Genomic DNA, 25,100 nt, shown 5'->3' on the forward strand with positions numbered 1-25,100 from the left:
CGCACGCCCGCGCCGCGCCCCGGCTGCCCTGCCTCCCCGTGCCTGCGGCGACCGCGTCGACCGTGACCGCCTCGGCCGTGACTGCTGCGACCGCGTCCGCCGGAGCTGCCCGGCGCCTCGGCCGGGACGGCGGGGGCTGCCAGGTCTTGACCGTGACCGCCCCGGCCGTGACCGCCCCGGCCGTAACGGCCGGGGCTGCCCGGCGCCTGGAGCGCCCCGCCTCGACGGTGACCGCTGAGACGGCGTCCGCTGCGGCTGCACCGCCTGGACCGCCCCGCCTCGGCTGCGACTGCCATGAGCGCCGCGCCTAGACCGCGAGGGCCAGGGCTGCCCGGTGCCTAGTCCGCCTCGCCTTGACCGCTGCCGCCTCGGCCGTGCCCGCTGCGACCGCGTCCGCCGCGGCCGCCCGACGACTGCCTCGACCCGGCCGCCCCGACCGCATCCCCTGCGCCGCTGGCCCCCCGCCCCGGCTTCCCCGTGCCCCAGCCTCCGTGCCCCCGCACCGGGCCCTCGTTGCCCCAGCCTCCGTGCCCCCGCCCCGGCTTCCTCGTGCCCCAGCCTCCGTGTCCCCGCACCGGGCCCCTGCGCCCCGGCCCCCAGCCCCCGCGCCTGGGCCGCCGTGCCCCGTGGCTTCGGCCGTTCGGCGCGCGGGGGGACGGCTGGATGGTTAGCGTGAGCAGCGGGGTGACAAGCGTGAGCTGTCGGGACATACCGCACCAGAAGGGTCGTCGACATGGCCGTGCAACCGGAGGGAACGCCCTGTTGGGCCGACGCGATGTTCAGTGACGTCGAGGGAGCCAAGCGCTTCTACGGCGACGTCCTCGGCTGGACCTTCGGCGAGTCGTCGTCGGAGTACGGCAACTACACCCAGGCCTACGTGGACGGAAAGGCGGTGGCCGCCGTCGTGCCGCCCATGCCCGGCCAGGAAGGGCAGTCGCAGTGGTGCCTGTACTTCGCCTCGCCGGACGCCGGTGCCACGGCGGGGAAGGTCCGCGACCACGGCGGCGAGGTGCTGATGGAGCCGATGCGGGTCGGGGACTTCGGCACCATGTGCCTGGCGCGGGAGCCCAGCGGGGCCGTCTTCGGCGTCTGGCAGGCGGGCGCCCACGAGGGCTTCGAGGCGACCGGGACGCCGGGCGCCTACTGCTGGGCCGAGGTCTTCACCCGGGAGCCGGAGAAGGCCGACACCTTCCTCTGCGCCGTCTTCCCGTACCGGATGAAGCAGATGGAGGACCACGCCGTCGACTTCCGGATGTTCGAGGTGGCCGGCAGCACCGTGCTCGGCCGCATGAGGATGACCGACGACTTCCCGCCCGAGGTGCCCTCGTACATCAACGTCTACTTCGCCGTCGACGACTGCGACCAGGCGGTCGAGCGCGCCGTCAAGCTCGGCGGCGTCCTCCGCTTCGGGCCGATGAGCAGCCCCTTCGGCCGGTTCGCGGCACTGAGCGATCCGCAGGGCGCGAACTTCTCGGTGATCGACGTCACGACCACCGAGGGGCAGATGCCGTCCGTCACGGATGTGTGAGGTCACGGCGGTGTGAGCGCGCGGGCGGGCGCAGGAGCGGCCGTCCGCCCCGCCGTGGCATGATCGTACGCATGCGTGAACGTGTGGTGGCCGCGTGCGACGGGGCTTCGAAGGGAAACCCGGGACCGGCCGGATGGGCGTGGGTGGTCTCGGACGACGACGAGCGGACCCCCGCCCGCTGGGAGGCCGGCCCGCTCGGCCGGGCCACCAACAACGTCGCCGAACTCACCGCCCTGGAGCGCCTGCTCACCGCCGTCGCGCCGGACGTGCCGCTGGAGATCCGGATGGACTCCCAGTACGCGATGAAGGCGGTCACCACCTGGCTGCCCGGCTGGAAGCGCAACGGCTGGAAGACCGCCGCCGGCAAGCCGGTCGCGAACCAGGACCTCGTCGTGCGCATCGACGCGCTGCTGGACGGCCGGTCGGTGCAGTTCCGCTACGTCCCCGCCCACCAGGTCGACGGCGACCCGCTGAACGACTTCGCCGACCGCGCCGCCAGCCAGGCCGCCTCCGCGCAGGAGAGCGCCGGCAGCGCGCTCGGCTCCCCGGAGCCGCCGCCCTCGCCCGACACCCCGAAGGCGGCGGCCCCGCGCAAGAGGGCGCCCCGCGGCACCGGCGGCGGCGCGGCCTCCCGCCCCACCGCCCGCACGATCAAGGCGAAGTTCCCCGGCCGTTGCCTGTGCGGCCGCTCCTACGCGGCGGGCGAGAAGATCGCCAAGAACACGCAGGGCTGGGGCCACCCGGAGTGCCGCACCGCCGAGGCCTGAGCGGCCCGCCCGGCATCTCCTCAGCTGTCGAAGGTGTAGAACTTCGTGTGGTCCAGCAGGTCCGCCGGGCGCACGTCGTTCCACGGCTTCATCGTCTCGTTCAGGTCGACGACGTCCGGCGTGCCGTCGGTCGGCACGTAGCCGGCCTCCGGGTGCCGGCGCTGCCACTCGGCCCACAGCTTGTCGACGTAGGCGTGGTGCAGCCAGAACACCGGGTCGTTGGGGGAGACCCCGGTGGCCATCTGGCCGCCGACCCAGACATGGACCCGGTTGTGCAGGTTGACTCCGCGCCACCCTTCCAGGTGGTTGCGGAATCCGTCCGAGGCGCTGTTGTACGGCGCCATGTCGTACGCCGGCAGTGCGAGCACCGACTCCACCTCCGCGCGGGTCGGCAGCTCGCGCACGGCCGTGCCGAGCGAGCGGCGCAGGAACGTACGGCCGTCCACCCGCACGCTGATCGGCCAGTCGCCGGCCGCGGCGGCGAACGGGCCGTCCATCACCCGGCCGTCGGTGCTGCGCCCGGTGCCGCCGAGGAAGTCCGGGGCCCACAGCGAGGCACGTATCGTGCGGTCGGTGCTCCAGTCCCAGTACGGCAGGGCGACCGAGGGGTCCACCGACTGCAGCGCCCGCTCGAAGTCGAGCAGGAATCTGCGGTGCCAGGGCAGGAAGGACGGGGAGCGGTGGCCGGTCCGCTCGCCGGTGTCGGTGTCCGACATGATGAACTCGTTGTGCGTGCGGACGAAGTCGTCGTAGCGTCCGCTGCGCTTGAGCTCGAGGACGGCGCGGACGAACCGCTTCTTCTCGTCGGCGGTGAGGGCGGCCTGGTTCTTGCGTACGGTCATGGTGCGCGATGCTCCGGAGTTCCTTGCGGTGGCGGTCAGTTGGCGGGGAACGGCAGCAGTGGCGCGCCCTGGAGCTCGTCCACGGCTGCCCGGGCGGCGGCGCGCGGGCCGGCCACCGGCGCGTAGTGGCTGACGATGCTGATATAGGTGCCGTCGGCGTTGCGCATCAGGTGCAGCGGGACGCCGTCGATCAACACCTCGAATCCGCCGCCGTGTTCGGCGTGGTGGCCGCCCGCGCCGGTCGGGCGGCCCTGTATGCGGCGGCCGTGGTAGACCTCGTCGAAGCTCTCCGGCGTCGGCATGGGGTGCATGTGGCCGGTGGCGGCCGAGGCGGTGGGGGCGACGACGCCGGCGGCGGTGGCCGTCGCGGCCAGGGCTGCCGCGGCGGTGAGCGCGCGGCGACGGCTGATGTCGGGCATGCGGTCCTCCTGGAGGGTGGTTCCGGTGGTGACGAGGCATGCCTATCGAGGCCCTGGGGAGCGGAAGAAATCTCCCGGAACCGGTTGGCTGTGATCCGGACAATTGACCACATGTCGTACAGTGTTGAACCAAGTTGATCTTGCCGCGGTCTCCGCCGAACCGTCCCGGAACGGGGAATTCCTTGCCGCCGGAGCCGCCTTTCCGATGATCTTTCTCGGGTTCCGGCTGTCCGAGTGGTGCTGCTCACCACGCCAAACTGACGCGATCGAAGGGTCCGTCCGCGCTGCTACCCTCCGGTGCCGTCCGAGCACGTTCAGTGAGTGACAGAGGTGTGTGCGTGAAGGTCGTCTGCGCCGGCGGCGGGCCCGCCGGTCTGTATCTCGCCATCCTGCTCAAGCGGCAGGACCCGTCCCACGACATCACCGTCCACGAGCGCAACCCCGAGGGGTCGACCTACGGCTGGGGCGTGACGTACTGGCGCGGCCTGCTCGACCGGCTCCAGGCGCACGATCCCGAATCGGCGCGGGCGATCGAGGACGCCTCCGTCCGCTGGAGCGACGGCGTCGCCCACGTCCGGGACGTGACGACCCGTCACCACGGCGACGAGGGCTTCGGCATCGGCCGCCACCGGCTGCTCGGCCTGCTCGCCGACCGGGCCCGCGCGCTGGGGGTGCGGCTGGAGTACGAGAGCGCACTGACCGAACCGCCCGCGGACGCCGACCTCGTCGTCGCGGCCGACGGTGTGCACAGCGCCCTGCGCACCCGGCGGGCCGAGGCCTTCGGCACCGAGACCGCATCGGGCCGCAACCACTACATCTGGCTCGGCACCACCAAGGTCTTCGACGCCTTCACCTTCGCCTTCACCGAGACCCCGCACGGCTGGATCTGGGCCTACGGCTACGGCTACAGCGGCCAGCACAGCACCTGCGTCGTCGAGTGCTCCCCGGAGACGTTCACCGGCCTCGGCCTGGACCGGGCGGACGAGGCGACGGGCATCGCGCTGCTGGAGGGACTCTTCGCGGACGTTCTCGACGGCCACCGGCTCATGGGCAGGCCCGGCGCCGGCTGGCTGAACTTCCGCACCCTCACCAACCGCACCTGGCGGCACGGCAATCTGGTGCTGCTCGGCGACGCCGCCCACACCACGCACTACTCCATCGGCGCCGGCACCACGCTCGCGCTGGAGGACGCGATCTGCCTCGCGGGTGCCCTGCGCACGCACCCCGCCCTGCCCGAGGCGCTCGCGGCCTACGAGCGCCGGCGCCTGTCCGAGCTGCTGTCCGCGCAGAGCGCCGCCCGCTACAGCGCCCGCTGGTACGAGAACCTGCCCCGCTACATCGACCTGCCCCCGCACCGGATGTTCGCCCTGCTCGGCCAGCGTCACTCGCCGCTGCTGCCGTACGTCCCGCCGCAGTTGTACTACGGCCTCGACAAGGCGGCCGGGCAGCTCCAGGTGCTGCGCCGGCTCAAGCGCTGGATCGGCCCCCGGGCGGCCCGCGCCCTGCACGCCCGGTCCACCGCCCGCCGGGGCTGAGCCGCCACCCGCCCCGGCACCCCGAACCCCCCACCCGCAAGGAGCCCCGCCCATGACCGTGCCCGGCACGTTCGACCACACCTGCGACGGCTACAGCGTGCGACGCGCCTACTGGCTGGCCCGCGCGTCCGATCTCGCCTACAAGGACGAGGCCACCATCGAGGCCCAGGCCGCGGCATGGGGCTTCGGGCAGGTGCGGCACCACCAGACCCGGTTCACGCCGCCGTTCCCGCTGCAGGACACCCAGGCCTACACCATGGCCGGCGAGAGGATGATCGTCACCGCGTTCCGCGGCACCGAGCCCCGGCAGATCAGGGACTGGCTCACCGACGCCTGCACCCCGCCCGTCACCGGCCCCGGCGGCAACGGCCACGTCCACCACGGCTTCGCCGAGGCCCTGCGCTCGGTGTACCCGGACGTCGCGGCCACCCTGAAGGAGCTGCGCACCGACGGACAGGCCCTGTACTTCACCGGACACAGCCTCGGCGGCGCCCTCGCCATGCTCGCCGGCGCCCGGATGTACCTGGAGGACCCGCACCTCGCGGCGGACGGCGTCTACACCTTCGGCCAGCCGCGGACCTGCGACCCGGTGCTCGCGGAGGCGTTCCACAAGGGGCTCGGCGGCCGGACGTACCGCTTCGTCAACAACAACGACATCGTGCCCCAGCTGCCGCCCGAGCCCGTCTTCACGCATGTCCGCGCCCTGTGCTACATCGACTCCAAGGGCAGGCTGCACGAGAGCATGCCGGTGTTCTCGGCCCTCACCGACCGGGTCGCGGGGATGGCCGCGGACGTCTTCGCGCCCGCGTCCGACGGCATCCGCGACCACTTCATGCACAACTACCTGGCGGCCCTGGAGAAGAACCTGGGCTGACCGGAGCCGGGCTCGAGGCCCGCGGAAAGCCATGGGTGAAACACCATCCACTCGTCAGGGTGAATGGTGTCTCACTGTTGCGCCCGACCGTGCCCGCCCCCGCCCCCGGGAGTGCCGACGGACCAGCCGGCCCCGATACCCCGGCCGCCCGCGCCCCCGCCCCGGCACCCGCGCTGCCTGAGCTACCCCCGCTCGCCGGCGCGTTAGCCGCGACCGTCTCCCGGACGGTCGCCGCGACCCTGCTCTGCGGCGCCGTCCTCACCCCGGTGCTCGGCCGGGCCGGGGACCTGTACGGCAGGAAGCGGGTGCTCACGACCGCGCTCGTGCTGATGACCGCCGGCTCGGCGCTGTGCGCCCTCTCCTCAGACATCGGCGTGCTCATCGCCGCCCGCGCGCTCCAGCGCGCCGCCGTCTGCGCGGTCCCGCTGTCGATCAGCATCCTGCGCGAGGATCCCGCGGGAGCGCCGGGGATCGGCCGTGGCGCTGAGGAGTTCCACGGTCGGCATCGGCGCCGCGCTCGCCGGACTCGGCGTCATGTACGGCATCGCCCGCGGCACGCATCTGCGCCAGGCCGCCGCCGGCCCCCTCGCCGAGCGCTACGGCCCTCCCGTCCAGGCCCGGTTGACCCCGGTCGGCTGACTCCGACCCCCTCGTCCGACCCGGTGAACGGGGCCTGCGCGGGCGGAAGGCCGTCAGCAGCCACCGGTCGTCACCGGACCGGTTCGGCGCGACGCCGTACAGCCGGACCGTGGTCGGTCCGCGACGGACGTACACGCCCGGAACGCCGGCCGCCGGCAGGGTCCGGCTGTTCCCGGTCGTCCCCTCGCTGATCGTCAGCGGCGACCGGCGGTGCGCACGGCCCCGGCACGGCACCCGCCGGCCGTGGCGCCGGGCCCGGTTCACGACCCGGCCGCGAGCGGTACCGGTACGGCGGCACGCGAACGCCCGGACGGGGAGCGGGAGTCGGTGGCAGGAAGTCAAGAAGGGCCGGTCCGCGCCCAGGCGCCAGGGCCGGGCGGGCCGTTCCGCGACCGGAGCGGCCCGTTCCGTGCGGCCGGCGCCGGATGACACACTGGCGCCATGGACGAACGCGAATTCGGCAGGTCGGGCCAGTGGGCCTCGGTGGTCGGTCTCGGCACCTGGCAGCTCGGCGCCGACTGGGGCGACGTGGACGACAAGGAGGCCCTGGCGGTCCTGGAGGCGGCGGCCGAGTCCGGGGTCACCTTCTTCGACACGGCCGACGTGTACGGCGACGGACGCAGCGAGGAGACCATCGCCTCCTTCCTGCGCGGCCGGCCCGATCTGCACGTGCTGATCGCCACCAAGATGGGCCGCCGGGTCGAGCAGATCCCCGAGAACTACGTCCTGGACAACTTCCGCGCCTGGAACGACCGCTCGCGCCGCAACCTCGGCGTCGACCGCGTCGACCTGGTCCAGCTGCACTGCCCGCCGACGCCCGTCTACTCCTGCGACGCGGTCTACGACGCGCTGGACACCCTGGTCGAGGAGGAGCGGATCGCCGCGTACGGGGTGAGCGTGGAGACCTGTGCCGAGGCCCTGACCGCGATCGAGCGGCCGAACGTGGCGAGCGTGCAGATCATCCTCAACCCGTTCCGCATGAAGCCCCTCGCCGAGGTGCTGCCCGCCGCCCGCGCGGCCGGCGTCGGCATCATCGCGCGCGTGCCGCTCGCCTCCGGGCTGCTGTCCGGGAAGTACACCAGGGACACGGTGTTCGCCGCCAACGACCACCGCACCTTCAACCGTCACGGCGAGGCCTTCGACCAGGGCGAGACGTTCTCCGGCGTCGACTACGACACCGGAGTGGCGGCGGCCGCGGAGTTCGCCGCGCTCGCGCCCGAGGGGTACACCCCGGCCCAGCTGGCCGTGCGCTGGATCGTCGAGCAGGAGGGCGTGACGACGGTGATCCCCGGCGCCCGCACGCCCGAGCAGGCCCGCGCCAACGCGGCCGCCGCCAAGCTGCCGCCCCTGCCCGAGGAGACCTTCACGGCGATCCGCGCGCTGTACGAGCGCCGCGTCAAGGACCAGGTCGAGCGGCGCTGGTAGCCACGGCCGGGCACCGATCGTTTGAACGAACGGCCGGACGGTTACCCGGGGCGCATGACGGAGGAAGGGCGACGGCGCAGCGGGCGGGACGAGACCGCGGAGGAGCGGGCCGACCGGATGTGGGGCGAACTCATCCAGGAGGTCCGCGTCGCCCAGACGGGCGTGCAGATCCTCTTCGGCTTCCTGCTGACCGTGGTCTTCTATCCGAAGTTCACCACGCTCCCGCACACCGACCAGGTCATCTACATCGTCACCGTCGTCCTGGGCGCCTGTACCACGGGCGCCCTGGTCGGCCCGGTCTCCCTGCACCGCCTGGTCTCCGGCCGCCGGGTCAAGCCGCGGGCGGTGCGGCTGGGATCCCGGCTGACGCTCGTCGGCCTGCTGCTGCTCCTCGCGACGATGACGTGCGCCCTGCTGCTGATCCTGCGCATCGCCCTGCACAACGGCGTCGTGCCGTACATCGTGGCGGCCGTCGTGGTCTGGTACCTGATCTGCTGGTTCGGGGTGCCGCTGTGGGCCCGCCGCCGGCACGCGACCGCGCCGCAGGAGCGGGTCGCGCCCCCGGGGCCGCCCGACCTCGGGGGCGGCGCCGGCTAGGGGCGGACGTACGGCCGGGTCATGATCTCCATGTTGTGCCCCGAGGGGTCTGCGAAGTACGCCCCGCGGCCGCCGAAGAGGCGGTTGATCCGCCCCGGTTCCCCGTGGTGGGGGTCGGCGTAGTAGGTGACGCCGAGCGCCTCCAGACGGGCGATCATGCCGTCGAACCCCTCCTCGGGCACGAGGAACGCGTAGTGCTGCGGCTGGACCGGCTCCTCGCGCTGTTCGTAGAAGTCGAGCGTGACCCCGTTGCCGAGGTCGACCGGGAGGAAGGGCCCGAAGGGGGCGCCGACCTCCAGGCCCAGGACGGCGGCGAGGAATTCGGCCGACAGCCGCCGGTCCCTCGCGAGGACGGCGGTGTGGTCGAGCCGCACGGTGCTCGTGTCGTGCTGTGCTGTGGTCCGCATGGGTGAAGGTGTCTTTCCGGGTGTCGGTACGCGCTGGCAGGCAGGAACACACGGAAGACGACGGCGGGCCTCTCGCCCGCCCCGCGCTCACGCCGAGGCCGGGACCCTCACTCGTGTATGGCCCATGGCCGACCCGGCAGTCACCCGGCCGACCCTAAGTGATCATGACCGGCCTGGTCCAGCCCACGTCCTCAGTCGCGCGGCCGGTCTGCGCTCGACCTCCGCAGCGCCGCGAGACAGGTGCCGATGGCCTGCTGGAGCTGCTCCAGGCGCTGGACCATGTCGTCCTCGTAGAAGTCCTGGGCGTCGTCGAAGGTCAGCTCCTCGAACGCCTTGGTGGCCTTCTGCAGGCTGCTGTAGAACTTGGTCCGCTTCTCCTGCACGCGCAGTTCCGGGTCGGTCTCGACCGCCTCGGCGACCAGCGACCTCATCGTGTCGTAGGCCTCCGTGGCCCACTCGCCGGTGTCCTCGCCCTCCTCCAGCTCGTCGATCAGCGACAGATGCCGCTCGGCCTCCTCGCGCAGCTCGGCGGGGGCCGGGGCGGTCTGCCCGGCCGGGGTCCTGATCTGCCCGGACTCGGCGATCTGGCGGACGTAGCCGATCCGGTCGGCGGCCCGGCTCTCGGTCGCGACGGCCTTCTTCAGGTCGTCGGTGCGTACGACGTCACGCGCCAGCTCGGCCTGCAGCTCGGGGTCCTCGCGGACCCGGTCCAGCAGGGCGGCACGGGCCGCGCGGGCGGTGGAGGGGTCGGCGAGGATCGCGGCACGCAGCGCGGTCGGGTTCTCGGCGACCTCCAGCGCCTTGGTGGGGCGGATGCCCTCGGCCTCGGCGGCCTCGGCGATCGCCGTGCCGCGCTCGGAGGCCGCGCTGTTGCGGGCGGCGTAGTAGCTCAACCACACGTCGGCGTCCGGAAGTTCCACGTCCTGGCCGGGCCGCAGGGCCTCGAAGTGCGGGACGAGTCCGTCGTCGGCGGCCCGGTCCCAGGCCTTGTAGTAGCGCATGACCCGCTCCGGGGAGCAGCCCGCGAGCTGCGCGAACTCCTTCGCCGACACCTTCGGCGTCTCACCGGCGGCCTGTCCGCCCGGCCGCACGCTGCGGGCCACCAGCAGCGCGAAGGCCCAGCCTCCGGTGCGCGCGTAGACGCCGAACTCCCGGGCGTCACGCGCCACCAGGTCGGACAGCGGCGCGGCGGCCGGGACGGACGTCCCGGATGTCCCGGACGCTTCGGACGTCTCTGACGGGTCGATGACCAGGGTCACGGATGACTCTCCTGCACGATCACTCAAGGGGCCGCGCCCGGGAGCGGGCGCGGACAGGAAAGCCTATCGGGACATACCGGCCGGCTGCGGCAGACCCGTGCGGCCACCGGGTCACGCGGTCAGCCCAGGGCCTCCCGCAGCGCGGGCAGCAGGGTCTTCGCCGACCAGTCGAGGTACTCCCGCTGCGCGTCGCCCCCGATCTGCACGAGCGCGACCTCCCCGAACCCGGCGTCGGCGTAGGCCCGTACGGCGTCCACGAAGGCGCCCGGGTCGTCGCCGCACGGGATCGCGGCGGCGACGTCGTCCTCGTCCACGAACTGGGTCGCGGCCTCGAAGGAGTCGGGGTGCGGCAGCTCTGCGTTCACCTTCCAGCCGAGGCCGAACCAGCGGAACTGGGAGTGGGCGCGCTTGATCGCGGTGTCCCGGTCGGGGTCGTAGCACACCGGGAGCTGGCCGACGCGGGGTTTGCCGCGGCCGCCGTGCCGGTCGAAGGCCTCCAGCAGCCCCGGCTTCGGCTCCGTCGCGATGACCAGGTCGGCGAGGTGCCCGGCCAGCTTGCAGGACTGCTCGCCGGAGACCGCGATCCCGAGGGGCGGCGGCCGGTCCGGCAGGTCCCACAGCCGGGCCGACTCGACGTCGTAGTGGGGTCCGTGGTGGGTGACGTGACCGCCCTCGAACAGCGCCCGGATGATCCCCACGGCCTCTTCGAGCATCTCGTGGCGCACGTCCACCGGCGGCCAGCCGCCGCCCACCACATGCTCGTTCAGGTTCTCACCGGCCCCCAGTCCGAGCCGGAACCGGCCCTCGGACAGCAGCTGCACGGTGGCCGCCTTCTGCGCCACGATCGCCGGGTGGTAGCGCAGGATCGGGCAGGTCACATATGTCATGAGCGGAATCCGCGAGGTGGCCTGGGCGGCCGCGCCCAGCACGCTCCACGCGTACGAGGCATGCCCCTGCGAACTCAGCCACGGAAAGTAGTGATCCGAGATCACGGAGAAGTCGAAGCCGGCCTCCTCGGCCCCCACCACGTGCTCCACCAGCTCCCGGGGGCCGGCCTGCTCGGTCATCATCGTGTATCCGATTCGCACCATGGAAGGCGGGTTTCCCGGCTCGGCCGGGGGAAACAGCCGCGGTACGGCGCGGGCGGGTTTCCCGGCTCGGCCGGGGGAAGCCGCCGCGGTACGGCGACCGGTGCCGCCGGTCAGCGGTCCGGCTCGCGGAACGTCGCCAGGAACGTCTTCAGCGCCAGCCGGTTCTCCGCGTCGTCCCAGGCCGTGGCCGCGGTGGTGAAGCGCAGCGAGAAGCCCCGGTGCCCGCCCAGCAGGAAGCCGCGTCCGAAGGTGTGGACCCGGGCGTCCCCGGTGCCCGCCAGCCACTCCAGGTCGGCGGCCCTGTGGCCGTGGTAGGTGGTGGCCCGTACGGCTCCTACGCGCCGGTAACCGTCGAGCCGCTCCAGGTGCGGTTCGACGTCGTCCCGCCACACCGCGACCGGGTCCGGCCCCACGCGTTCGCTGTAGGTGACGGCCAGCGTGGGGGAGGAGCCGCCCGCGCCGAACGTGATCCGGTAGGCGTCCGCGACCCGCGAGGTGACCAGCCGCCTCCAGCCGTCCGGCAGCGCCACCGAGAAGCCCTCCGGTGCGGTGTAGCGGTGATAGCCGGCGGGCAGGCCGGCGGCCGGCGTGCTCGCCGACGCGGTCGGCGCCGAAGCGGCGGCCGACGGGGCGGTGGCCGAGGCGGTGGGCCGTTCGGCCGGGGCGGACGAGGTGGCACGGGACGGCGCGTGCGCGGCGCCGGTGCCCGAGCCGGTGCCGGGCAGGTGGTGGGTGACGGCGAGGGCCGCGAGGGCGACGGCGATCACGGCCACCGCGCTGCCCGCTGCCAGCGCCCGTCCGCCCCGCTCCCGCCCGGCCAGCCGCAGGCGCGGGCGCGGCCCGCGCAGCCGGGGCAGGGGAGCCGTCGCCGCGCCCGCGCCGTCGTCCTCGTCCAGGGCCCGGGCCAGCGCCTCGCGGACCACCGGCCGGGGCAGCCGCTCCCGCGAGTTCTTCCGCAGCAGTCCCTGCACGGCCTGGGCGAGCGGGCCCGCGCGCAGCGGGGTGCGCAGCGGCAGCCGGTCCACCGCCTTCAGGGTGGCCTCGGGCCGGCCCCGGTCCCGGAACGGCGGCCGGCCCTCCACCATCTGGTACAGCAGCGCGCCCAGCGCCCACAGGTCGGCGGCCGGGCCGATCCGCTCGTCACGGGCCTGCTCCGGCGAGGCGTACGACGGTGCCGTGAGCCGTGGCACCAGGGTCGCCCCGGCCAGCCCGAACCCGGTGACGACGACCGGGCCGCCCTCCGGGACGAAGACCTGGCCGGGGCTCAGCTCCCCGTGGGTGATGCCCTCGTCGTGCGCGGCCTGGAGCACATCCAGCACCTCCAGGCCGATCCCGGCCGCCCGCGCGGGAGTGAACGTCCCCTCGCGGTCGAGGAGTTCGCTGAGCGGTGTGCCGTCGATCCACTCGGTGACCGTCCACAGCGCACCGGCCTCCACCACGGCGTCCACGACCGGGGCGACCCGGCCGGGGCGCAGCAGCTGCATGGTCTGCGAGGTGCGGATGACCCGGGAGGTGACGCGGTGCAGGGTGTCCTCTCCGCAGTCCTGCGGCAGCACGGTCCGGGCCACCAGCCGGGGCTGCTCGGCCGCCACGTCCTCGGCGTACCACCACAGCCGGTTCGTCTCGCGGGCGAAGACCTCCAGGAGCCGGTACCGTCCGGCGACCAACTCGTGTGCGGAGACGTGCGCCTCGACCATCGTCATCCCTCGCTGAGACCCCTGTGCCGTGTCTCCCAGGGGTACGCGGGGCGCGCGGGGGTGCGTTCAAAGAATTCCCGGATGCGCCCCCCTTTTTCGCAGGATTCCGGGAGCGCCCCGCTCGGCGGACTCCCGGACGCCCGCCGTGGCGCTCACCCCAGCCCGAACTCGTCGGCCCAGCCCATGAGTTCCCGGGGTGTGGTGTTGCCTCCGCACACCACCAGTCCGAGCCGGGCGCCCTCGCCGACCCGGGCCAGTACCTGCCGGGCCGCCGGAAGCAGACAGCCCGCGGCCGGCTCGGCCCAGACCTTGGCGTGGTCGGCCAGCTCCAGGCAGCCCCGCACGGCGTCCCGGTCCGGCACCACCAGTACCTCCTCGACCAGCGCGGACACATGGTCGTACGTCAGCTGGGACACGGAGGGCGCGCTGAGCGTGGTGACCACGGACGACAGCGGCACCGGCACCGGCCCGCCGGCCTTCAGCGCGCCGGACATCGCCTCGGCGCCCTCGGTCTCCACCCCCCACACCCGGACCCCGGGCCGCAGCGCGCGCAGGGCCGCCGCGACGCCGGCGATCAGTCCGCCCCCGCCGATGCTGACGAGCACGTCCGTCGGCGCGTCGGCGTCCGGCGCGTCCTCGGCGAGTTCCAGCCCGACCGTGCCCTGACCCGCGATCACGACGGGGTCGTCGAACGGGTGGACCAGGGTCAGCCCCTCGTCCCGCAGCAGCGTGACCAGCTCGAACGCGCTGTCCATACCGTCGGTCAGTCGCACCGACGCCCCGGCCTCCCCGGCGAGCGCGAGGGACCGCGCGGGCGCCGTCCGGGGCATCACCACGGTCGCCTTCACATCGAGGGCCGCCGCCATCACCGCGAGGGCGACGCCGTGGTTGCCGCCGCTGACCGCGACCACACCCGCCGCCCGCTCCGCCTCGCTCAGCGACAGCAGCTTCGCCGTGGCGCCGCGTGCCTTGAACGAGCCGGTGCGCTGCAGCAGTTCGAGCTTGGTGGTGACCGGGACGCCGAGCAGCGCGGTCAGACCCGGGCTCGGTACGGTCGGGGTCCGTACGACGTGTCCGGCGATCTTCTCCGCGGCGGCTTCGATGTCCGAGATGCCGATCAAGGTGCCTCACCCTTCCGGCGCGGGGTGGGAACCGCGCCCTTCGCACCCTGACCCGCGCGCAGCGGCCCGGTCAACACCGTTTCCCGAGCGGCCCGCTCCGCCTCACAGCTCCCGGCCCGCCAGCTGGTCCAGCAGCGTGAGCAGGTCCCTGGCGGCGCCGGGCGCGAGGGGCGCCGCGGCCAGGGCCGCCCGGGCGGCGGCCGAGTGCCGGCGGGCCTCGGCCAGGGCCGCCGCACGGCCGCCCGCCGCCTCGATCAGCGCGGCCGCCTCCGCGGCCCGCTCCGCACGGCCGAGCAGCTCGGGCAGCCGGCGGGCCGCCGGCGCGTCGAGGGCGGCCAGCACCGGGTAGGTCATCTTGCGCTCGCGCAGATCACCCCCCGCGGGCTTGCCCGTGACGGCCGGGTCGCCCCAGATGCCCAGCACGTCGTCGACCAGCTGGAAGGCGACGCCGAGCTGCCGCCCCGCGCGCTCCAGCACGCCGACCGTGGGCGCGGGCGCCCCGCCGAGCGCGGCACCCAGCCCGAGGGCGCAGCCGAGCAGCGCGCCCGTCTTGCCCTCGGCCATCGCCCGGTACTCCTCGGGGGTCACCCGCCGCGGACCGGTCCCCGGCCGGGTCGTGAACAGCAGGTCGTCGGCCTGCCCGCGCACCAGGTCGGCGAGGGCCGACGAGAGCAGCCGCAGGGCGCCGGGCCCCCGCGCCGCGCCCGCGAGGGTCTCCACCGCGAGGGCGAACAGGGCGTCCCCGGCCAGCACCGCCGGTCCCGTGCCGTACGCCTTCCAGACGGCCGGGCGGCGGCGCCGGGTCGCGTCGCCGTCCATGATGTCGTCGTGCAGCAGCGAGAAGGCGTGCACCAGTTCCACCGCGACCGCCGCCGGGATCCCGGCCCGGCCGTCGGCGCCGGCGGCCTCGGCGCCGAGCACGGCGAGCGCCTGCCGCACGCCCTTGCCGCCCGGCGCGGTCGCGGGCGCCCCGCCGACCTCGCACCAGCCGAAGGAGTACGCGGCCATCTCGGCCACCCAGGGGTGCAGCCCCGCCACCGCCTCCTGCAGCGCCGGCCGCACCAGGTCCCGGCAGCGCGTGAGGACGCCGAGCGCCGACGGCGGTGCCCCGACCGCCGTCACGGGTGCCGCGCTCACCGTACGGCCGCCGCGCCGAGACCGAACTCCTCCTGGGCCCGGGCCACCATCTCCCGGGCGTGCCTGAGCCCGCTGCGCTCCAGCGTCCGGGCCAGATCGGCGAGTTCGGCCGCCGTCTCGGCGCGGTCGCGGCCCAGCCGGGCCAGCGACTTGGCGAGCCCCAGCCGGGCCAGCGCCGTGCCGCGCGGCTCGCTCATGGCGCGGAACTCCCGGAGCGCCAGCTCGTACATCTCCCGCGCCTCGGCGTAACGCCCGGCCCGGTACAGGACGTTGCCGCGCATCTTGTGGTTGTAGGCGAGCGCGCCGGACAGGTTCATGGCCCGGCAGCCGGCCTCCGCCCGGGACAGCAGCTCCAGCGCCCGCCCGGTGTCCTGGTCGCGCACCGAGAGGATGTCGGCGAGGCCGCGCAGCGCCCAGGCGTGCCCGCGCCGGTCCTCGGCCCGCTCGGCTATCCGCGCCGCCTCCTCGAACAACGCGTACGCCCGGTCGTAGTCCCCGGTGTTGCGGTGCATCTGCGCGATGCCCTCCAGCGCCCACACCGTGTGCCGGGCCTCCCCGCGCCGGCGGGCCTCGGCCAGCAGCTGCTCGTGCAGCCGGCCCACCGCCTCGTAGTCGCCCTGGATGCGGCCGGTCTCCGCGAGGCCCGCCAGCGAGTAGCCCCGGACCACGATGTCTCCGCCGCGCTCGCCGAGTTCGGCCGCGAGCGCGAGCAGCCGCCAGGCCAGCGGGAACGCGCCGCGCTGGCGGGCGAGGGTGCCGCCGCTCCACAGGGCCCACGCCATCGCGCCGGTGTCCCCGGCCGTACGGGCGGCGCGGTAACTCGCCTTCCAGGACCGGTCGGCGTCCTCGATCCGGCCCAGCCGCCGCTGCGCCTCGGCGACGGCGAGCCCGCAGCGGGCCGCCTCGGCGTGCTGTCCCGACCGCTCGGCCGCACGCAGCCGCTCGACGCCCTCGGCCAGTACGTCCACCAGCGAGGAGTTCACGGAAAGGGAGGTCAGGGCGCCCTGGTACTCCGGGGCGAAAGCCTTGCCGTACATAAGCACCTTTCTATACACACTATGTATACAGCTCGTGTATACATCCCGTGCATAGGGGTTCGGGAAATCGCCCCGGCCGGGGGACCGGGGCATGTCGGTCTGTTGTCGATCAAGACGCGCGTACGGCCAGGGGGGTTGCCCGTGCGACGCGGATCACGTGGTGACGGTGCGACCGCTCAGTGCTGCTGTGCCTTCTGCGGAGTCGCCTCGCTCGGGCGCACCACCACGTGGCCCTCGCCCTGGAGCATCAGCTGCACGGCCTCGCCCGAACCGCCGCGCAGCATCGAGCCGATGGACTGCGAGCGGTGCAGCGAGGTCTGCAGCCGCGCGGTCCAGCCGACCACCGCGTCCGTGTCCACGTACACCGGGGACCGTTCGGACACGGGGATGACCAGTGGATTGCCCTCGCAGACCAGCCCGAGCCGGCCCTGCCCGCTGAACACGCTGTTGAACAGGCCGCCGCCCGCGATGCCGGAGCCCTTGACCGTCCTGATCTCGTACGACAGCGAAGGGTCGAAGCAGAGGACGTTGCGCCCGCCCACGGTGAACTGGTCACCCGCTTCGACCTCGACGACGAAGCAGTTCTGCGCCTCGTGCGCGAACCACGCCTCGCCCTGCCCGCGCACCGCCATGAGGGGCAGCCCCTCACCGGTGACCGCACGCTTCAGCATGCCGCCGACGCCCTGCCCCTTGCGCTCGAACCTCAGGTCCCCCCGGTACGCGACCATCGCGCCCTGCCGGGCGTACATCTCGCCGCTCACCGCGTACCTGATGCACTTGGCGTTCTCGACGGACATGCCCGGCGCCAGGGCCGGCTGCACGACGTGCTCACTGGAAAAGAGATCACCCTTCATGTCGGGCATGGTGTCCCGGAAGCCATCATTCCGCCAAGATCACGCAATGTGCCCGGTCAGCCACCGGACAGCCGGGCCCAGGGCGTGCCCGGCCGGGAGCCCGCCGCGGCGGCGCGGTCCCCGGGCCGGGCGCCGTCGGGGCGTACGCGGTCGTGGAAGTCACGGGCCACCATGTCCGCGCGGTGCGCCTGCGCGGGCGCCGTGAGCCGCGGATCGACGGCCGGCGGCGGCAGCCCGGCGCGGCCGGGCTCGGCGTCGGTCGGCGAGAGCACCTCCGCGGCCGTAGGGGACAGTGCCGCGGCGGTCGGCGGCGCGGCCCACGGCGCGGTCCGGTACCGGTCGCCGGCGTCGGCGCGGGCCACGGCGGCGTGCCGGGACCGGGGATCGAGCAGGATCCGCCGGGCCCGCTCGGCTCCCAGGCCGTACTCCGCGAACTGCGCCGCTGAGCGCGGCCCGCAGACCAGGTGCTCGCCGGCGCCGATGCAGACGTACCCCGCACCGGTGATCCGCTGGTGCACCGAGACCCCGTCCCGCTCCTCGGCCCTGAGCCGCCCGGCGCGGGCGTGTGAGCGCGCCGCGGACATCAGCCGTGGATCGAGACCGACGCGCGGCGAACGGGCCTGCCGGCGGGCCGGGTCGGCCGGGCGGAGGCAGGTGCCGTCTCAGCGGTAGGCGGTTCCGGCGGCGGAGGTGAGGCCGATGCCCGGGCGTCGGTGGCTGCCCGGTCGCCGTCGTCGGTGACGTCCACCCCGAAGTCCCGCGCGAGCCCGGCCAACCCGTCCGCGTACCGCTGCCCGAGAGCCCGCGGCTGCCGGGCCCGCGGAGACAACCCGGCGAGCAGCAGCACGGTCTCCGCACCAGAGTTGCGTCGTCGTGAACCGGGCCACTGCCCGGCCGGCGCCGTCGTCGCCCCCGGGGCCGGGGAGCGGGCAGCCGCCCGAGCGGGGTGCCCGACCCGGCCGCGCCGACGGCGACGGCGACCCGGCAGGCACCGGCCCGCAGCCGCCCCGGCTCGATGGCCAGGGTGTCACCGAGCCGCCGTGTCCCGGCTGTCCGGGCTGGTTGTGGAACACGAGGTGTACGTCGTGTCGGGGAAAGCGCCGCGCGCGGGCGCAGGCGGGCTCCCGTACGCCCCTACCCCTTGGCCGCCTTCCCGCCCCTCCCGCAGAACGCCGACTCCAGCACGGCCCCCAGCGCACCCTGCACCTTCGCGTTGTTGGACGTGTTGGCGACTGCCGTGAGACTGCGCGCACCGTCCTTCGTGGCGAAGGCGTACGTGGAGTAGCCCTGCACGATGCCGGTGTGCCCGTACACGAAGACCCCGCACGACAGCGCGCGCCGGCGCAGCCCGAGCCCGTACGCGGTCGTACGGTCCACCGCGCTGAAGCTCTCCATCTCGGTGAGCCGCGCCGAGGACAGCAGCCTGCCGCCCAGCAACGCGGAGTAGAACGTGTCGAGATCGCGCGTGCTGGAGATGATCGCCCCGGCGCTCTGCGCCCACGAGACCGTCTGCTCGGTGGCGTCGACGAGCGGGGCGCCGGCCGCGTCCGGGGTGAGGTAGCCGCGGGCGTACCGGCCGGGGATCGTGGTCTGCGGGTGGACGTAGAACGTGTCGCGCAGCTTCAGCGGCTTGAAGACGCGGTCCTCGTACGCCGTCCGCACGGACTGACCGGTGAGCTTCTCGATGAGCATGCCGGCGATGACGAAGTTGGTGTTGGAGTAGGAGTAGGCGGCGCCGGGAGCGTTGGTGCGGGGCTTCTTCAGGGACAGGGCGACCAGCTGACGGTAGGTGAACACCTTGTTCCGCACCGCCTCGAAGCCGGAGACGCTGTCGGCGAACATGTCGTCGGTGTAGTCGTACAGCCCGCTGCGGTGGCTCAGCAGATGCCGGACGGTGATCCGGTCGTCGGGCAGGAGCCCCGGCAGATAGCGGTTGACCGGCGCGTCCAGCGACAGCCGGTGCTCGTCGGCGAGTTGGAGCAGGACGACGGTCGAGAAGGTCTTGGTGACACTGCCGACGCGGAACCGGTCGTCCGCGGTCAGGGCCCGCCGGGTGCTCCGGTCCGCGAGGCCGCGTGTCTCGCGGTAGGCCGTGCCGTGGTCGTCGATCCGCGCCATGGCCCCGGGCGCGCCCGCGTTCACCGCCGAGCGCAGCGCCGCGGCCACGCCCGCGGTGTCGGGCGCCGCGAGTGCCGGCGTCCTCGGTGCGTGCGGCTCGGCCGTCGCGGCCCGCGCCGGAGCCGCGAGGAGCGAGAGCGCGACCACGCCACCGAGGACCGCGCCCCGTCCTGCTGTTGCTGACACCATCCGGCACCCACTTTCGTCAGGGACGAGAACTGATACGTCATGAGATGAGACGTCCTTCACATTCCGGCCCCGCAACCTAGGGGATGGGCCGGGCGTCTCCACAGTCGACACACAGTTGGTCATCTGGTGATCACTCTGTGGCGGCCATTCGTAAAGGATTGCCATAGAAGGCAATGAAATCGATCATTCCGTCTTTACGTGGACATGACTGATCCGTAAGGGTAACCCGTTGGGGCCCGACCAGCCCCCGTGGCGCCGAACGGCGCCACGCCGCGGGGCGGTTGGCGATCCCGGCCGCCTTCGAACGAAGGAACCCTGATCAGTGCGTAGACCGCACATACGCAGCGTCGCCGTCGCCATCGCGGTGACGACCGCTGCCACGGGCCTGGCCGGTACGGCATTCGCGGGCCCCGACACGGGGGTGGAGCGGTCCACCGCGTCCGCCGGCACGAACGCCTCGGCGGTGGTGAAGGCGGCACGGACCGCGGCCTTCGCCCATGCCTTCGCGACCGGCGTCTCGCAGGGCGACGAACTGCACGCCCAGGACGTGATGATCGACCCCGAGGGCGCCCGGCACGTCCGCTTCGTCCGGACGCACGACGGCATGCCGGTCCTCGGCGGCGACCTCGTCGTCCACCTCGACCAGGCGCTGGCCTACACGGGCGTGACCCGCGCGGCCGACCACACCGTCAAGCCGGCCGCCGCACGGGCCAAGCTGACCGCGGCCCAGGCCGCCGCCAAGGCCGCGCAGGCCGCCCGCGGTGACGCGGGCAGCGCCCAGCTCGTGGTCGACGCCCGCGACGGTGCCTCCGCGCTCGCCTACCAGGTGACGGTGACCGACGGGCAGGGCACCACCAGCACGGTGGTCGTCGACGCCGTCACCGGCAAGGTGCGCAGCAACACCCCGGACAGCGACGAGTTCCTGTCCCCGAAGCTGCTCGCGGACCTGCGCGAGCACGGCGAGACCCTCGACCCCGCCACCGGCGCCGCCTCCGCCGCCCCCGCGGCCGGCCTGCTCGGCTCCGGCGTCGCCGGCGCCACGCGGTACCCGTCGCCCGCGAAGGGCACCGGCAAGACCCTTTTCGTGGGCAACGTCGGCCTCGCCACCACGGCCACCTCCAAGGGCCACTACCAGCTCAAGGACCCGAGCCGGTACGGCACCGAGACGCGCGACGCCAAGGGCACGTACACCGAGAAGTTCAGCGCGGGCGCGAAGTTCACCAGCACGACCGACGTGTGGGGCAACAACGCCACGAGCAACCGTGCCAGCGCCGCCGCGGACGCCCAGTACGGCATCACCGAGACCCTGGACTTCTACAAGAAGACCTTCGGGCGCAAGGGCATAGCCGACAACAGCAAGGCCGCCCAGGGCATGGTCCACTGGGGCAAGAAGGTCGCCAACGCCTTCTGGGACCCGGCCTGCACCTGCATGCTCTACGGCGACGGCGACGGCCAGACCTTCAAGAAGCCGCTGGTCGTCCTCGACGTCACCGGTCACGAGCTGACCCACGGCGTGGTGGACGCGACGGCCAAGCTTCAGCCGACCTACGTCGACTCAAGCGGCAACCAGTACGGCGAGCCGGGCGCGCTGAACGAGTCCCTCGCGGACATCTTCGGCTCGAACGTCGAGTTCTTCGCCAACAACAAGAACGACACGCCGGACTACCTGATCGGCGAGAAGCTGGGCCTCGCGCAGAAGTTCCTGCGCCGCCTGGACCACCCCTCGCTCGACAAGCTCGAGGGCACGATCGACTACTGGTCGCCGTCCACCTACTACACCGAGGTGCACGCCGGCTCCGGTGTCTCCTCGCACGCCTACTACCTCCTCGCCGAGGGCAGCGGCAAGAAGACCATCAACGGCGTCGCCTACGACTCGCCGACCTACGACCGCTCCGCGGTCAAGGGCATCGGCCGCGCCAAGGCCACCGCCATCTTCTACCGCGCGCTCACCCGCTACATGGTCTCCACGACCGACTTCCACGACGCGCGCGTCGCGACGCTGAAGGCGGCCAAGGACCTCTACGGCGCGAACAGCACCGAGTACCAGACGGTGGACAAGGCGTGGGCCGCGGTCAACGTCACCGCCGCCAACGCCCCGGCCGCCCGTCACTGACCCGGCCGCACCCCCGGATGCCCCGCCCCGCGCGGGGCATCCGCATGTCCAGGGCCGGACGACCGGACCCGGCCGCCGTCGTGGCGGCCACCTGTCGCATCTCGGCCAACTCCGCTGCCGCCACGTCCGATCGCTTCCCCCCGCCCGGTGACTGGTGCACCGTCGAGACCGTGAGCGTCCACGCCCCCCTCACGATCGGAGCCCGTCATGGACACCCCGGCCGGCAGACGCCGCTTCCCCGCCCGCACCGACCGCCGCCCCGGCGTACGGGCCGAGGTGCGCGCCCGCGGCGCCGGCGGGACCATGACGTGCGTGGGACACGCAGGCACGGACCGGACCGTCCGCGTACGGCCCGGCGAGTCCGCCACACTCCGGGGCCTCGCCCGGTGAGCGGCCGGACCGGACGCGGCTGCCGCGTCGTCGCCGCCCTGCTCACGGCCGTCGTCGGCCCGTCCCTGCCCGTCGCCCGGGCGGCCGAGGCCCGGCCGGCGGCCGCCCCGCACGCCTCCGGAGTCGTCACCTGGGCGGCCAGTGCCGACCGGCTGGGCGACGGCGTGGCGGACGAGGGCTACCGGCTCATCGTGCACACCAGTGCCGGCGGCACCGGCCTGCGCGTCCGCGTGACCAACGCCTTCGGCGACCGCCCGCTGATCCTGGACAGCGTCTGGGCCGGCCTGCGCGACCACGGCGCCGTGCTGCGCCACGGAAGCAACCGGCGGCTGACCTTCGGCGGCGCCCGCGCGGTCACCGTGCCGCCGGGTGCCGAGGCCTGGAGCGATCCGCTGCCGGGCACGCTGAGGCCCGGCACCGACCTCGCCGTCAGCCTGCACACCCCGGACGCGGCCGGCCCCGCCACCGGCCACGGCATGGCGCTGCAGACGTCGTACACCGGTCACGGCGACCACACCGCCGACGAGAGCGGTACCTCCTGGACGCGGAAGACGGGCTCCTGGTGGTACCTCGACGCCGTGTCCGTACGGCCGTCCCGCGCCGGCGTCGGGGCCGTGGCGGCGCTCGGCGACTCCATCACCGACGGCTGGCACTCCACCACCGACCGCGACCGCCGCTGGCCCGACTACCTCGCCCGGCGCCTGGCGTCCGCCCGCACCGACCTCAAGGGCGTCGCCGACGAGGGCATATCCGGCAACAAGGTCCTCGCCGACGGCGCCGGGCCAAGCGCCCTGCACCGGCTGGACCGGGACGTGCTGTCCCTGCCCGGGGTGCGCACCGTGTTCCTCTTCGAGGGCGTGAACGACATCAAGGCGCACACCGGTGTCACCGCGGCCGAACTCGTCGCCGGCTACCGGCAGCTCGCCCGGCGCGCGCACGCGGCCGGAAAGTGCGTCGTCGCCGCCACGGTCGGCCCGTTCAAGGGCTGGCCCGAATGGGACCCCGCCGCCGAGACCGTGCGCGAGCGGGTCAACCGCTACCTGCGCACCACGCACGACGTCGACGCCGTCACCGACTTCGACCGCGCCCTGCGCAGCCCCCACGACCCCGAGCGGATGCTGCCGCTCCTCGACGGCGGCGACCATCTGCACCCCGATGACAAGGGGATGCGGGCCATGGCCGACGCCATCGACCTCGCCCGCCTCGACTGCGGCCGCTGAGGCCGCCCGGCCCGCCGGCGGTTCAGCGCAGCGTCCGGGCCCAGTTCTCCGGCACCCGTCCCGCCGGGCCCGGCACCGGCTGGTCGGCGGGATGGCAGGCCGGCGGCGCGAGTTCGGGACCCGAGGCGTGCAGTTCGTCGGTGGCGAAGTTCCAGAACCACTCCTCGCCCGGCTCGAAGCTTCGGATCACCGGGTGCCCCGTGGCCCGGTAATGGGCGGTGGCGTGCTTGGCGGGGGAGTCGTCGCAACAGCCGATGTGGCCGCACCGCGCGCACCGGCGCAGATGGAACCACCACCCGCCCGACTCCTCGCACTCCACGCATCCGGTGCCGCTCGGCGGGACAGCCGGGTCGATCGCCTCGTCGGGGCCGTCGGTGCTCACAGCGTTACCTCCGCTTCCTCGGCGGGTGTCTCGGCGGTCAGCGGCAGCAGCACCTGGAACCGGGTGTCGCCGGGCGCGGAATCCACCCGCAGCGTGCCGTGGTGCTTGTTGACCACGATCCGCCACGAGATGTCCAGGCCCAGCCCGGTGCCCTCGCCGACCGGTTTGGTGGTGAAGAACGGGTCGAAGATCCGGTCCTTGATCTCCGGCGGTACCCCCGGCCCGGTGTCCCGGAACTCCACCAGCAGCCGCTCGTGGTCGAGCGCCGTGCGCACGGTCAGCGTGCCCGTGCCGCCAGCGCCGTTGATGGCGGAGACCGCGTTGTCGATGAGGTTCGTCCACACCTGGTTCAGCTCCGCCGGGTAGGCGGGCACCGGCGGGAGCGCACGGTCGTACTCCTTGACGACGCCGATCCCCGCGCCGAACTTGCCGGAGAGCATCAGCAGGGTGCTGTCGAGGAGTTCGTGCACGTCCACCACCCGGTACGGCGCCCGGTCCAGCTGCGAGTACTGCTTGGCCGCGTCCACGAGATGCGAGATCCGGGTGGTGGAGTCCTCGATCTCGTTCATCAACAGCTCGGTCTCGATGGTGTAGTTGAGCCAGCCGACCGCGCCGGGCAGGATCCCGGGATCGACCGCCGCCGCGACCTGCTCCAGCCAGTCGACGTCGAGCCCGGCCTGCACGAAGGCCGGGGCCAGCTGCCAGCCGTTGTCCATGCCGTGCTCCTCCAGCCAGTCGGACAGCAGGTCCTCGCGGTCGGCGGCCTCCAGCGGGCTGAGCACCGGCGCCTTCGCGACCCGCTCGGCGGTGCGCTCCTGCACCTCGATCAGGCTTGCCAACGCCTCCCGCGAGAACGGCCCTTCGGCGATCACGGCCAGTTTGTGCCGCATCTTCGCCACCCGTTCGCGCAGGGTGGCCGTGGCCCGTACGGCCGCCGCCGCGGGGTTGTTCAGCTCGTGCGTCAGCCCCGCCGACAGCGAGCCGAGCGCCAGCAGCCGCTCGCGCTGCCCGATCGCCGCCTGCGTGTTCTTCGAGCCGAAGAACAGCCCCTCCAGCAGGTGCACGGCCATCGGGAACCAGTCGGTCATGACCTCCGCGAAGACGTCCGCCGGGAGCACGAAGAACCGGGTCGGCTCCGTCACCCGCATCGAGTTGTTGTACACCTGGCGGACCCGGTCGCCGAGGTACGCCTGCATCGCGCCCGCGTACACCCCGCGCTGGGAGGTCCGGGCGACCTCCACGTCGTCGCCGCCGACCCGGCGCGACAGCACCACCGTGCCCTCGATCATCACGAAGAAGCAGGTCGCGGCGTCGCCCTCGGTGTAGACCGGGCCGGGCTCGAACAGCTCCACCCGGCCCCCGGTGCACAGCCGTCCCAGCTGTTCGGCGCTCAGCTTCTCGAAGAGGAACAGCGAGCCGATCTCCTTGGGACTGCACGGCATGATCCGACCGCTCATGA

23 protein-coding genes and 1 pseudogene are annotated in these 25,100 nt (G+C 73.6%); 10 read left to right on the forward strand and 14 right to left on the reverse strand.

Annotated elements, in window-relative coordinates; genetic code table 11:
* The first annotated feature begins 733 nt into the window (after positions 1-733).
* Both ACZ60X_RS13360 and ACZ60X_RS13365 read left to right on the forward strand, forming a co-directional pair.
* Entirely contained in the window at positions 734-1,528 is a 795-nt protein-coding gene (locus tag ACZ60X_RS13360; RefSeq protein ID WP_469597275.1) for a VOC family protein, read from the forward strand.
* A 59-nt stretch (positions 1,529-1,587) separates the two neighbouring features.
* A complete protein-coding gene (locus ACZ60X_RS13365; RefSeq protein ID WP_469597277.1) occupies positions 1,588-2,295 on the forward strand; it encodes a ribonuclease H family protein in 708 nt (235 codons plus the stop codon).
* Positions 2,296-2,315: 20 nt separating this feature from the next.
* On the opposite strand, the gene melC2 is transcribed toward ACZ60X_RS13365, so the two are convergent.
* Positions 2,316-3,137 (reverse strand): tyrosinase MelC2, encoded by an 822-nt coding sequence (gene melC2 / locus ACZ60X_RS13370; RefSeq protein ID WP_469597280.1) that lies wholly within the window; start codon positions 3,135-3,137, stop codon positions 2,316-2,318.
* 35 nt (positions 3,138-3,172) lie between these two features.
* On the reverse strand, positions 3,173-3,556 hold the full coding sequence (melC1, locus tag ACZ60X_RS13375) for an apotyrosinase chaperone MelC1 (protein WP_469597282.1): 384 nt from the start codon (positions 3,554-3,556) through the stop codon (positions 3,173-3,175).
* A 332-nt stretch (positions 3,557-3,888) separates the two neighbouring features.
* Between melC1 and ACZ60X_RS13380 the strand changes: the two genes are divergently transcribed.
* From ACZ60X_RS13380 to ACZ60X_RS13400, 5 genes and pseudogenes are all read left to right on the forward strand, one after another.
* Positions 3,889-5,091: an FAD-dependent monooxygenase gene (locus ACZ60X_RS13380; RefSeq protein WP_469597448.1), complete on the forward strand. Its 1,203-nt coding sequence runs from the start codon at positions 3,889-3,891 to the stop codon at positions 5,089-5,091.
* A gap of 52 nt (positions 5,092-5,143) precedes the next feature.
* Positions 5,144-5,965: a lipase family protein gene (locus tag ACZ60X_RS13385; RefSeq protein WP_469597285.1), complete on the forward strand. Its 822-nt coding sequence runs from the start codon at positions 5,144-5,146 to the stop codon at positions 5,963-5,965.
* A 173-nt stretch (positions 5,966-6,138) separates the two neighbouring features.
* Positions 6,139-6,484, forward strand: a pseudogene (locus ACZ60X_RS13390) (MFS transporter); the annotation flags it as partial.
* Positions 6,485-7,045: 561 nt separating this feature from the next.
* A complete protein-coding gene (locus tag ACZ60X_RS13395) occupies positions 7,046-8,029 on the forward strand; it encodes an aldo/keto reductase (protein ID WP_469597288.1) in 984 nt (327 codons plus the stop codon).
* Positions 8,030-8,083: 54 nt separating this feature from the next.
* Positions 8,084-8,626 (forward strand): DUF6328 family protein, encoded by a 543-nt coding sequence (locus ACZ60X_RS13400; protein ID WP_469597291.1) that lies wholly within the window; start codon positions 8,084-8,086, stop codon positions 8,624-8,626.
* Here the strand turns inward: ACZ60X_RS13400 and ACZ60X_RS13405 are convergent.
* From ACZ60X_RS13405 to ACZ60X_RS13450, 10 genes are all read right to left on the reverse strand, one after another.
* A complete protein-coding gene (locus ACZ60X_RS13405; RefSeq protein WP_469597294.1) occupies positions 8,623-9,033 on the reverse strand; it encodes a VOC family protein in 411 nt (136 codons plus the stop codon). The two genes, ACZ60X_RS13400 and ACZ60X_RS13405, sit on opposite strands and share 4 nt — an antisense overlap.
* Positions 9,034-9,224: 191 nt before the next feature.
* The gene (locus tag ACZ60X_RS13410) at positions 9,225-10,292 is read right to left on the reverse strand and encodes a hypothetical protein (protein WP_469597297.1); all 1,068 of its coding nucleotides are present in this window, start codon (positions 10,290-10,292) and stop codon (positions 9,225-9,227) included.
* Positions 10,293-10,411: 119 nt separating this feature from the next.
* Positions 10,412-11,383, reverse strand: a complete 972-nt coding sequence (locus tag ACZ60X_RS13415) for an LLM class F420-dependent oxidoreductase (RefSeq protein WP_469597300.1) — start codon at positions 11,381-11,383, stop codon at positions 10,412-10,414.
* Positions 11,384-11,493: 110 nt separating this feature from the next.
* Positions 11,494-13,086 carry a protein kinase domain-containing protein gene (locus ACZ60X_RS13420; protein ID WP_469597304.1) on the reverse strand — a complete coding sequence of 531 codons (1,593 nt, stop codon included), beginning with the start codon at positions 13,084-13,086 and terminating at the stop codon, positions 11,494-11,496.
* A 146-nt stretch (positions 13,087-13,232) separates the two neighbouring features.
* Complete coding sequence (locus ACZ60X_RS13425) at positions 13,233-14,201, reverse strand: threonine/serine dehydratase (protein ID WP_469597306.1); 969 nt, start codon at positions 14,199-14,201, stop codon at positions 13,233-13,235.
* A 102-nt stretch (positions 14,202-14,303) separates the two neighbouring features.
* Complete coding sequence (locus ACZ60X_RS13430) at positions 14,304-15,338, reverse strand: polyprenyl synthetase family protein (protein ID WP_469597308.1); 1,035 nt, start codon at positions 15,336-15,338, stop codon at positions 14,304-14,306.
* Entirely contained in the window at positions 15,335-16,375 is a 1,041-nt protein-coding gene (locus ACZ60X_RS13435; RefSeq protein WP_469597311.1) for a tetratricopeptide repeat protein, read from the reverse strand. The genes ACZ60X_RS13430 and ACZ60X_RS13435 overlap by 4 nt, the downstream gene beginning before the upstream one ends.
* A 176-nt stretch (positions 16,376-16,551) precedes the next feature.
* The gene (locus tag ACZ60X_RS13440; protein WP_469597314.1) at positions 16,552-17,229 is read right to left on the reverse strand and encodes an AIM24 family protein; all 678 of its coding nucleotides are present in this window, start codon (positions 17,227-17,229) and stop codon (positions 16,552-16,554) included.
* Between the two features lie 56 nt (positions 17,230-17,285).
* Positions 17,286-17,813, reverse strand: a complete 528-nt coding sequence (locus tag ACZ60X_RS13445; protein WP_469597318.1) for a hypothetical protein — start codon at positions 17,811-17,813, stop codon at positions 17,286-17,288.
* A gap of 550 nt (positions 17,814-18,363) precedes the next feature.
* Positions 18,364-19,536, reverse strand: coding sequence for a serine hydrolase domain-containing protein (locus ACZ60X_RS13450; protein ID WP_469597323.1), 1,173 nt, complete (start codon positions 19,534-19,536; stop codon positions 18,364-18,366).
* Between the two features lie 322 nt (positions 19,537-19,858).
* Between ACZ60X_RS13450 and ACZ60X_RS13455 the strand changes: the two genes are divergently transcribed.
* The 3 genes from ACZ60X_RS13455 to ACZ60X_RS13465 all read left to right on the forward strand — a co-directional run bounded on the left by ACZ60X_RS13455 (position 19,859) and on the right by ACZ60X_RS13465 (position 23,259).
* Complete coding sequence (locus ACZ60X_RS13455; protein ID WP_469597328.1) at positions 19,859-21,649, forward strand: M4 family metallopeptidase; 1,791 nt, start codon at positions 19,859-19,861, stop codon at positions 21,647-21,649.
* Positions 21,650-21,856: 207 nt separating this feature from the next.
* Positions 21,857-22,039 (forward strand): hypothetical protein, encoded by a 183-nt coding sequence (locus ACZ60X_RS13460; protein ID WP_469597331.1) that lies wholly within the window; start codon positions 21,857-21,859, stop codon positions 22,037-22,039.
* On the forward strand, positions 22,036-23,259 hold the full coding sequence (locus ACZ60X_RS13465; RefSeq protein ID WP_469597333.1) for an SGNH/GDSL hydrolase family protein: 1,224 nt from the start codon (positions 22,036-22,038) through the stop codon (positions 23,257-23,259). The genes ACZ60X_RS13460 and ACZ60X_RS13465 overlap by 4 nt, the downstream gene beginning before the upstream one ends.
* A 22-nt stretch (positions 23,260-23,281) precedes the next feature.
* Here the strand turns inward: ACZ60X_RS13465 and ACZ60X_RS13470 are convergent, their stop codons facing one another.
* Both ACZ60X_RS13470 and ACZ60X_RS13475 read right to left on the reverse strand, forming a co-directional pair.
* Complete coding sequence (locus ACZ60X_RS13470; protein ID WP_469597335.1) at positions 23,282-23,641, reverse strand: UBP-type zinc finger domain-containing protein; 360 nt, start codon at positions 23,639-23,641, stop codon at positions 23,282-23,284.
* Entirely contained in the window at positions 23,638-25,098 is a 1,461-nt protein-coding gene (locus ACZ60X_RS13475) for an ATP-binding protein (RefSeq protein ID WP_469597338.1), read from the reverse strand. Before ACZ60X_RS13475 ends, ACZ60X_RS13470 begins: the two co-directional genes overlap by 4 nt.
* Between the last annotated feature and the right edge of the window lie 2 nt (positions 25,099-25,100).

This window comes from Streptomyces sp. NPDC104106 (genome assembly GCF_055584345.1).

Coding starts and splice junctions, on each gene's coding strand:
- ACZ60X_RS13360 (WP_469597275.1), top strand. CDS start 734: ATGGCCGTGCAACCGGAGGGAACGCCCTGTTGGGCCGACGCGATGTTC.
- ACZ60X_RS13365 (WP_469597277.1), top strand. CDS start 1,588: ATGATCGTACGCATGCGTGAACGTGTGGTGGCCGCGTGCGACGGGGCT.
- melC2 (WP_469597280.1), bottom strand. CDS start 3,137: ATGACCGTACGCAAGAACCAGGCCGCCCTCACCGCCGACGAGAAGAAG.
- melC1 (WP_469597282.1), bottom strand. CDS start 3,556: ATGCCCGACATCAGCCGTCGCCGCGCGCTCACCGCCGCGGCAGCCCTG.
- ACZ60X_RS13385 (WP_469597285.1), top strand. CDS start 5,144: ATGACCGTGCCCGGCACGTTCGACCACACCTGCGACGGCTACAGCGTG.
- ACZ60X_RS13395 (WP_469597288.1), top strand. CDS start 7,046: ATGGACGAACGCGAATTCGGCAGGTCGGGCCAGTGGGCCTCGGTGGTC.
- ACZ60X_RS13400 (WP_469597291.1), top strand. CDS start 8,084: ATGACGGAGGAAGGGCGACGGCGCAGCGGGCGGGACGAGACCGCGGAG.
- ACZ60X_RS13405 (WP_469597294.1), bottom strand. CDS start 9,033: ATGCGGACCACAGCACAGCACGACACGAGCACCGTGCGGCTCGACCAC.
- ACZ60X_RS13415 (WP_469597300.1), bottom strand. CDS start 11,383: ATGGTGCGAATCGGATACACGATGATGACCGAGCAGGCCGGCCCCCGG.
- ACZ60X_RS13420 (WP_469597304.1), bottom strand. CDS start 13,086: ATGACGATGGTCGAGGCGCACGTCTCCGCACACGAGTTGGTCGCCGGA.
- ACZ60X_RS13435 (WP_469597311.1), bottom strand. CDS start 16,375: ATGTACGGCAAGGCTTTCGCCCCGGAGTACCAGGGCGCCCTGACCTCC.
- ACZ60X_RS13440 (WP_469597314.1), bottom strand. CDS start 17,229: ATGAAGGGTGATCTCTTTTCCAGTGAGCACGTCGTGCAGCCGGCCCTG.
- ACZ60X_RS13445 (WP_469597318.1), bottom strand. CDS start 17,813: ATGTCCGCGGCGCGCTCACACGCCCGCGCCGGGCGGCTCAGGGCCGAG.
- ACZ60X_RS13450 (WP_469597323.1), bottom strand. CDS start 19,536: ATGGTGTCAGCAACAGCAGGACGGGGCGCGGTCCTCGGTGGCGTGGTC.
- ACZ60X_RS13460 (WP_469597331.1), top strand. CDS start 21,857: ATGGACACCCCGGCCGGCAGACGCCGCTTCCCCGCCCGCACCGACCGC.
- ACZ60X_RS13475 (WP_469597338.1), bottom strand. CDS start 25,098: ATGAGCGGTCGGATCATGCCGTGCAGTCCCAAGGAGATCGGCTCGCTG.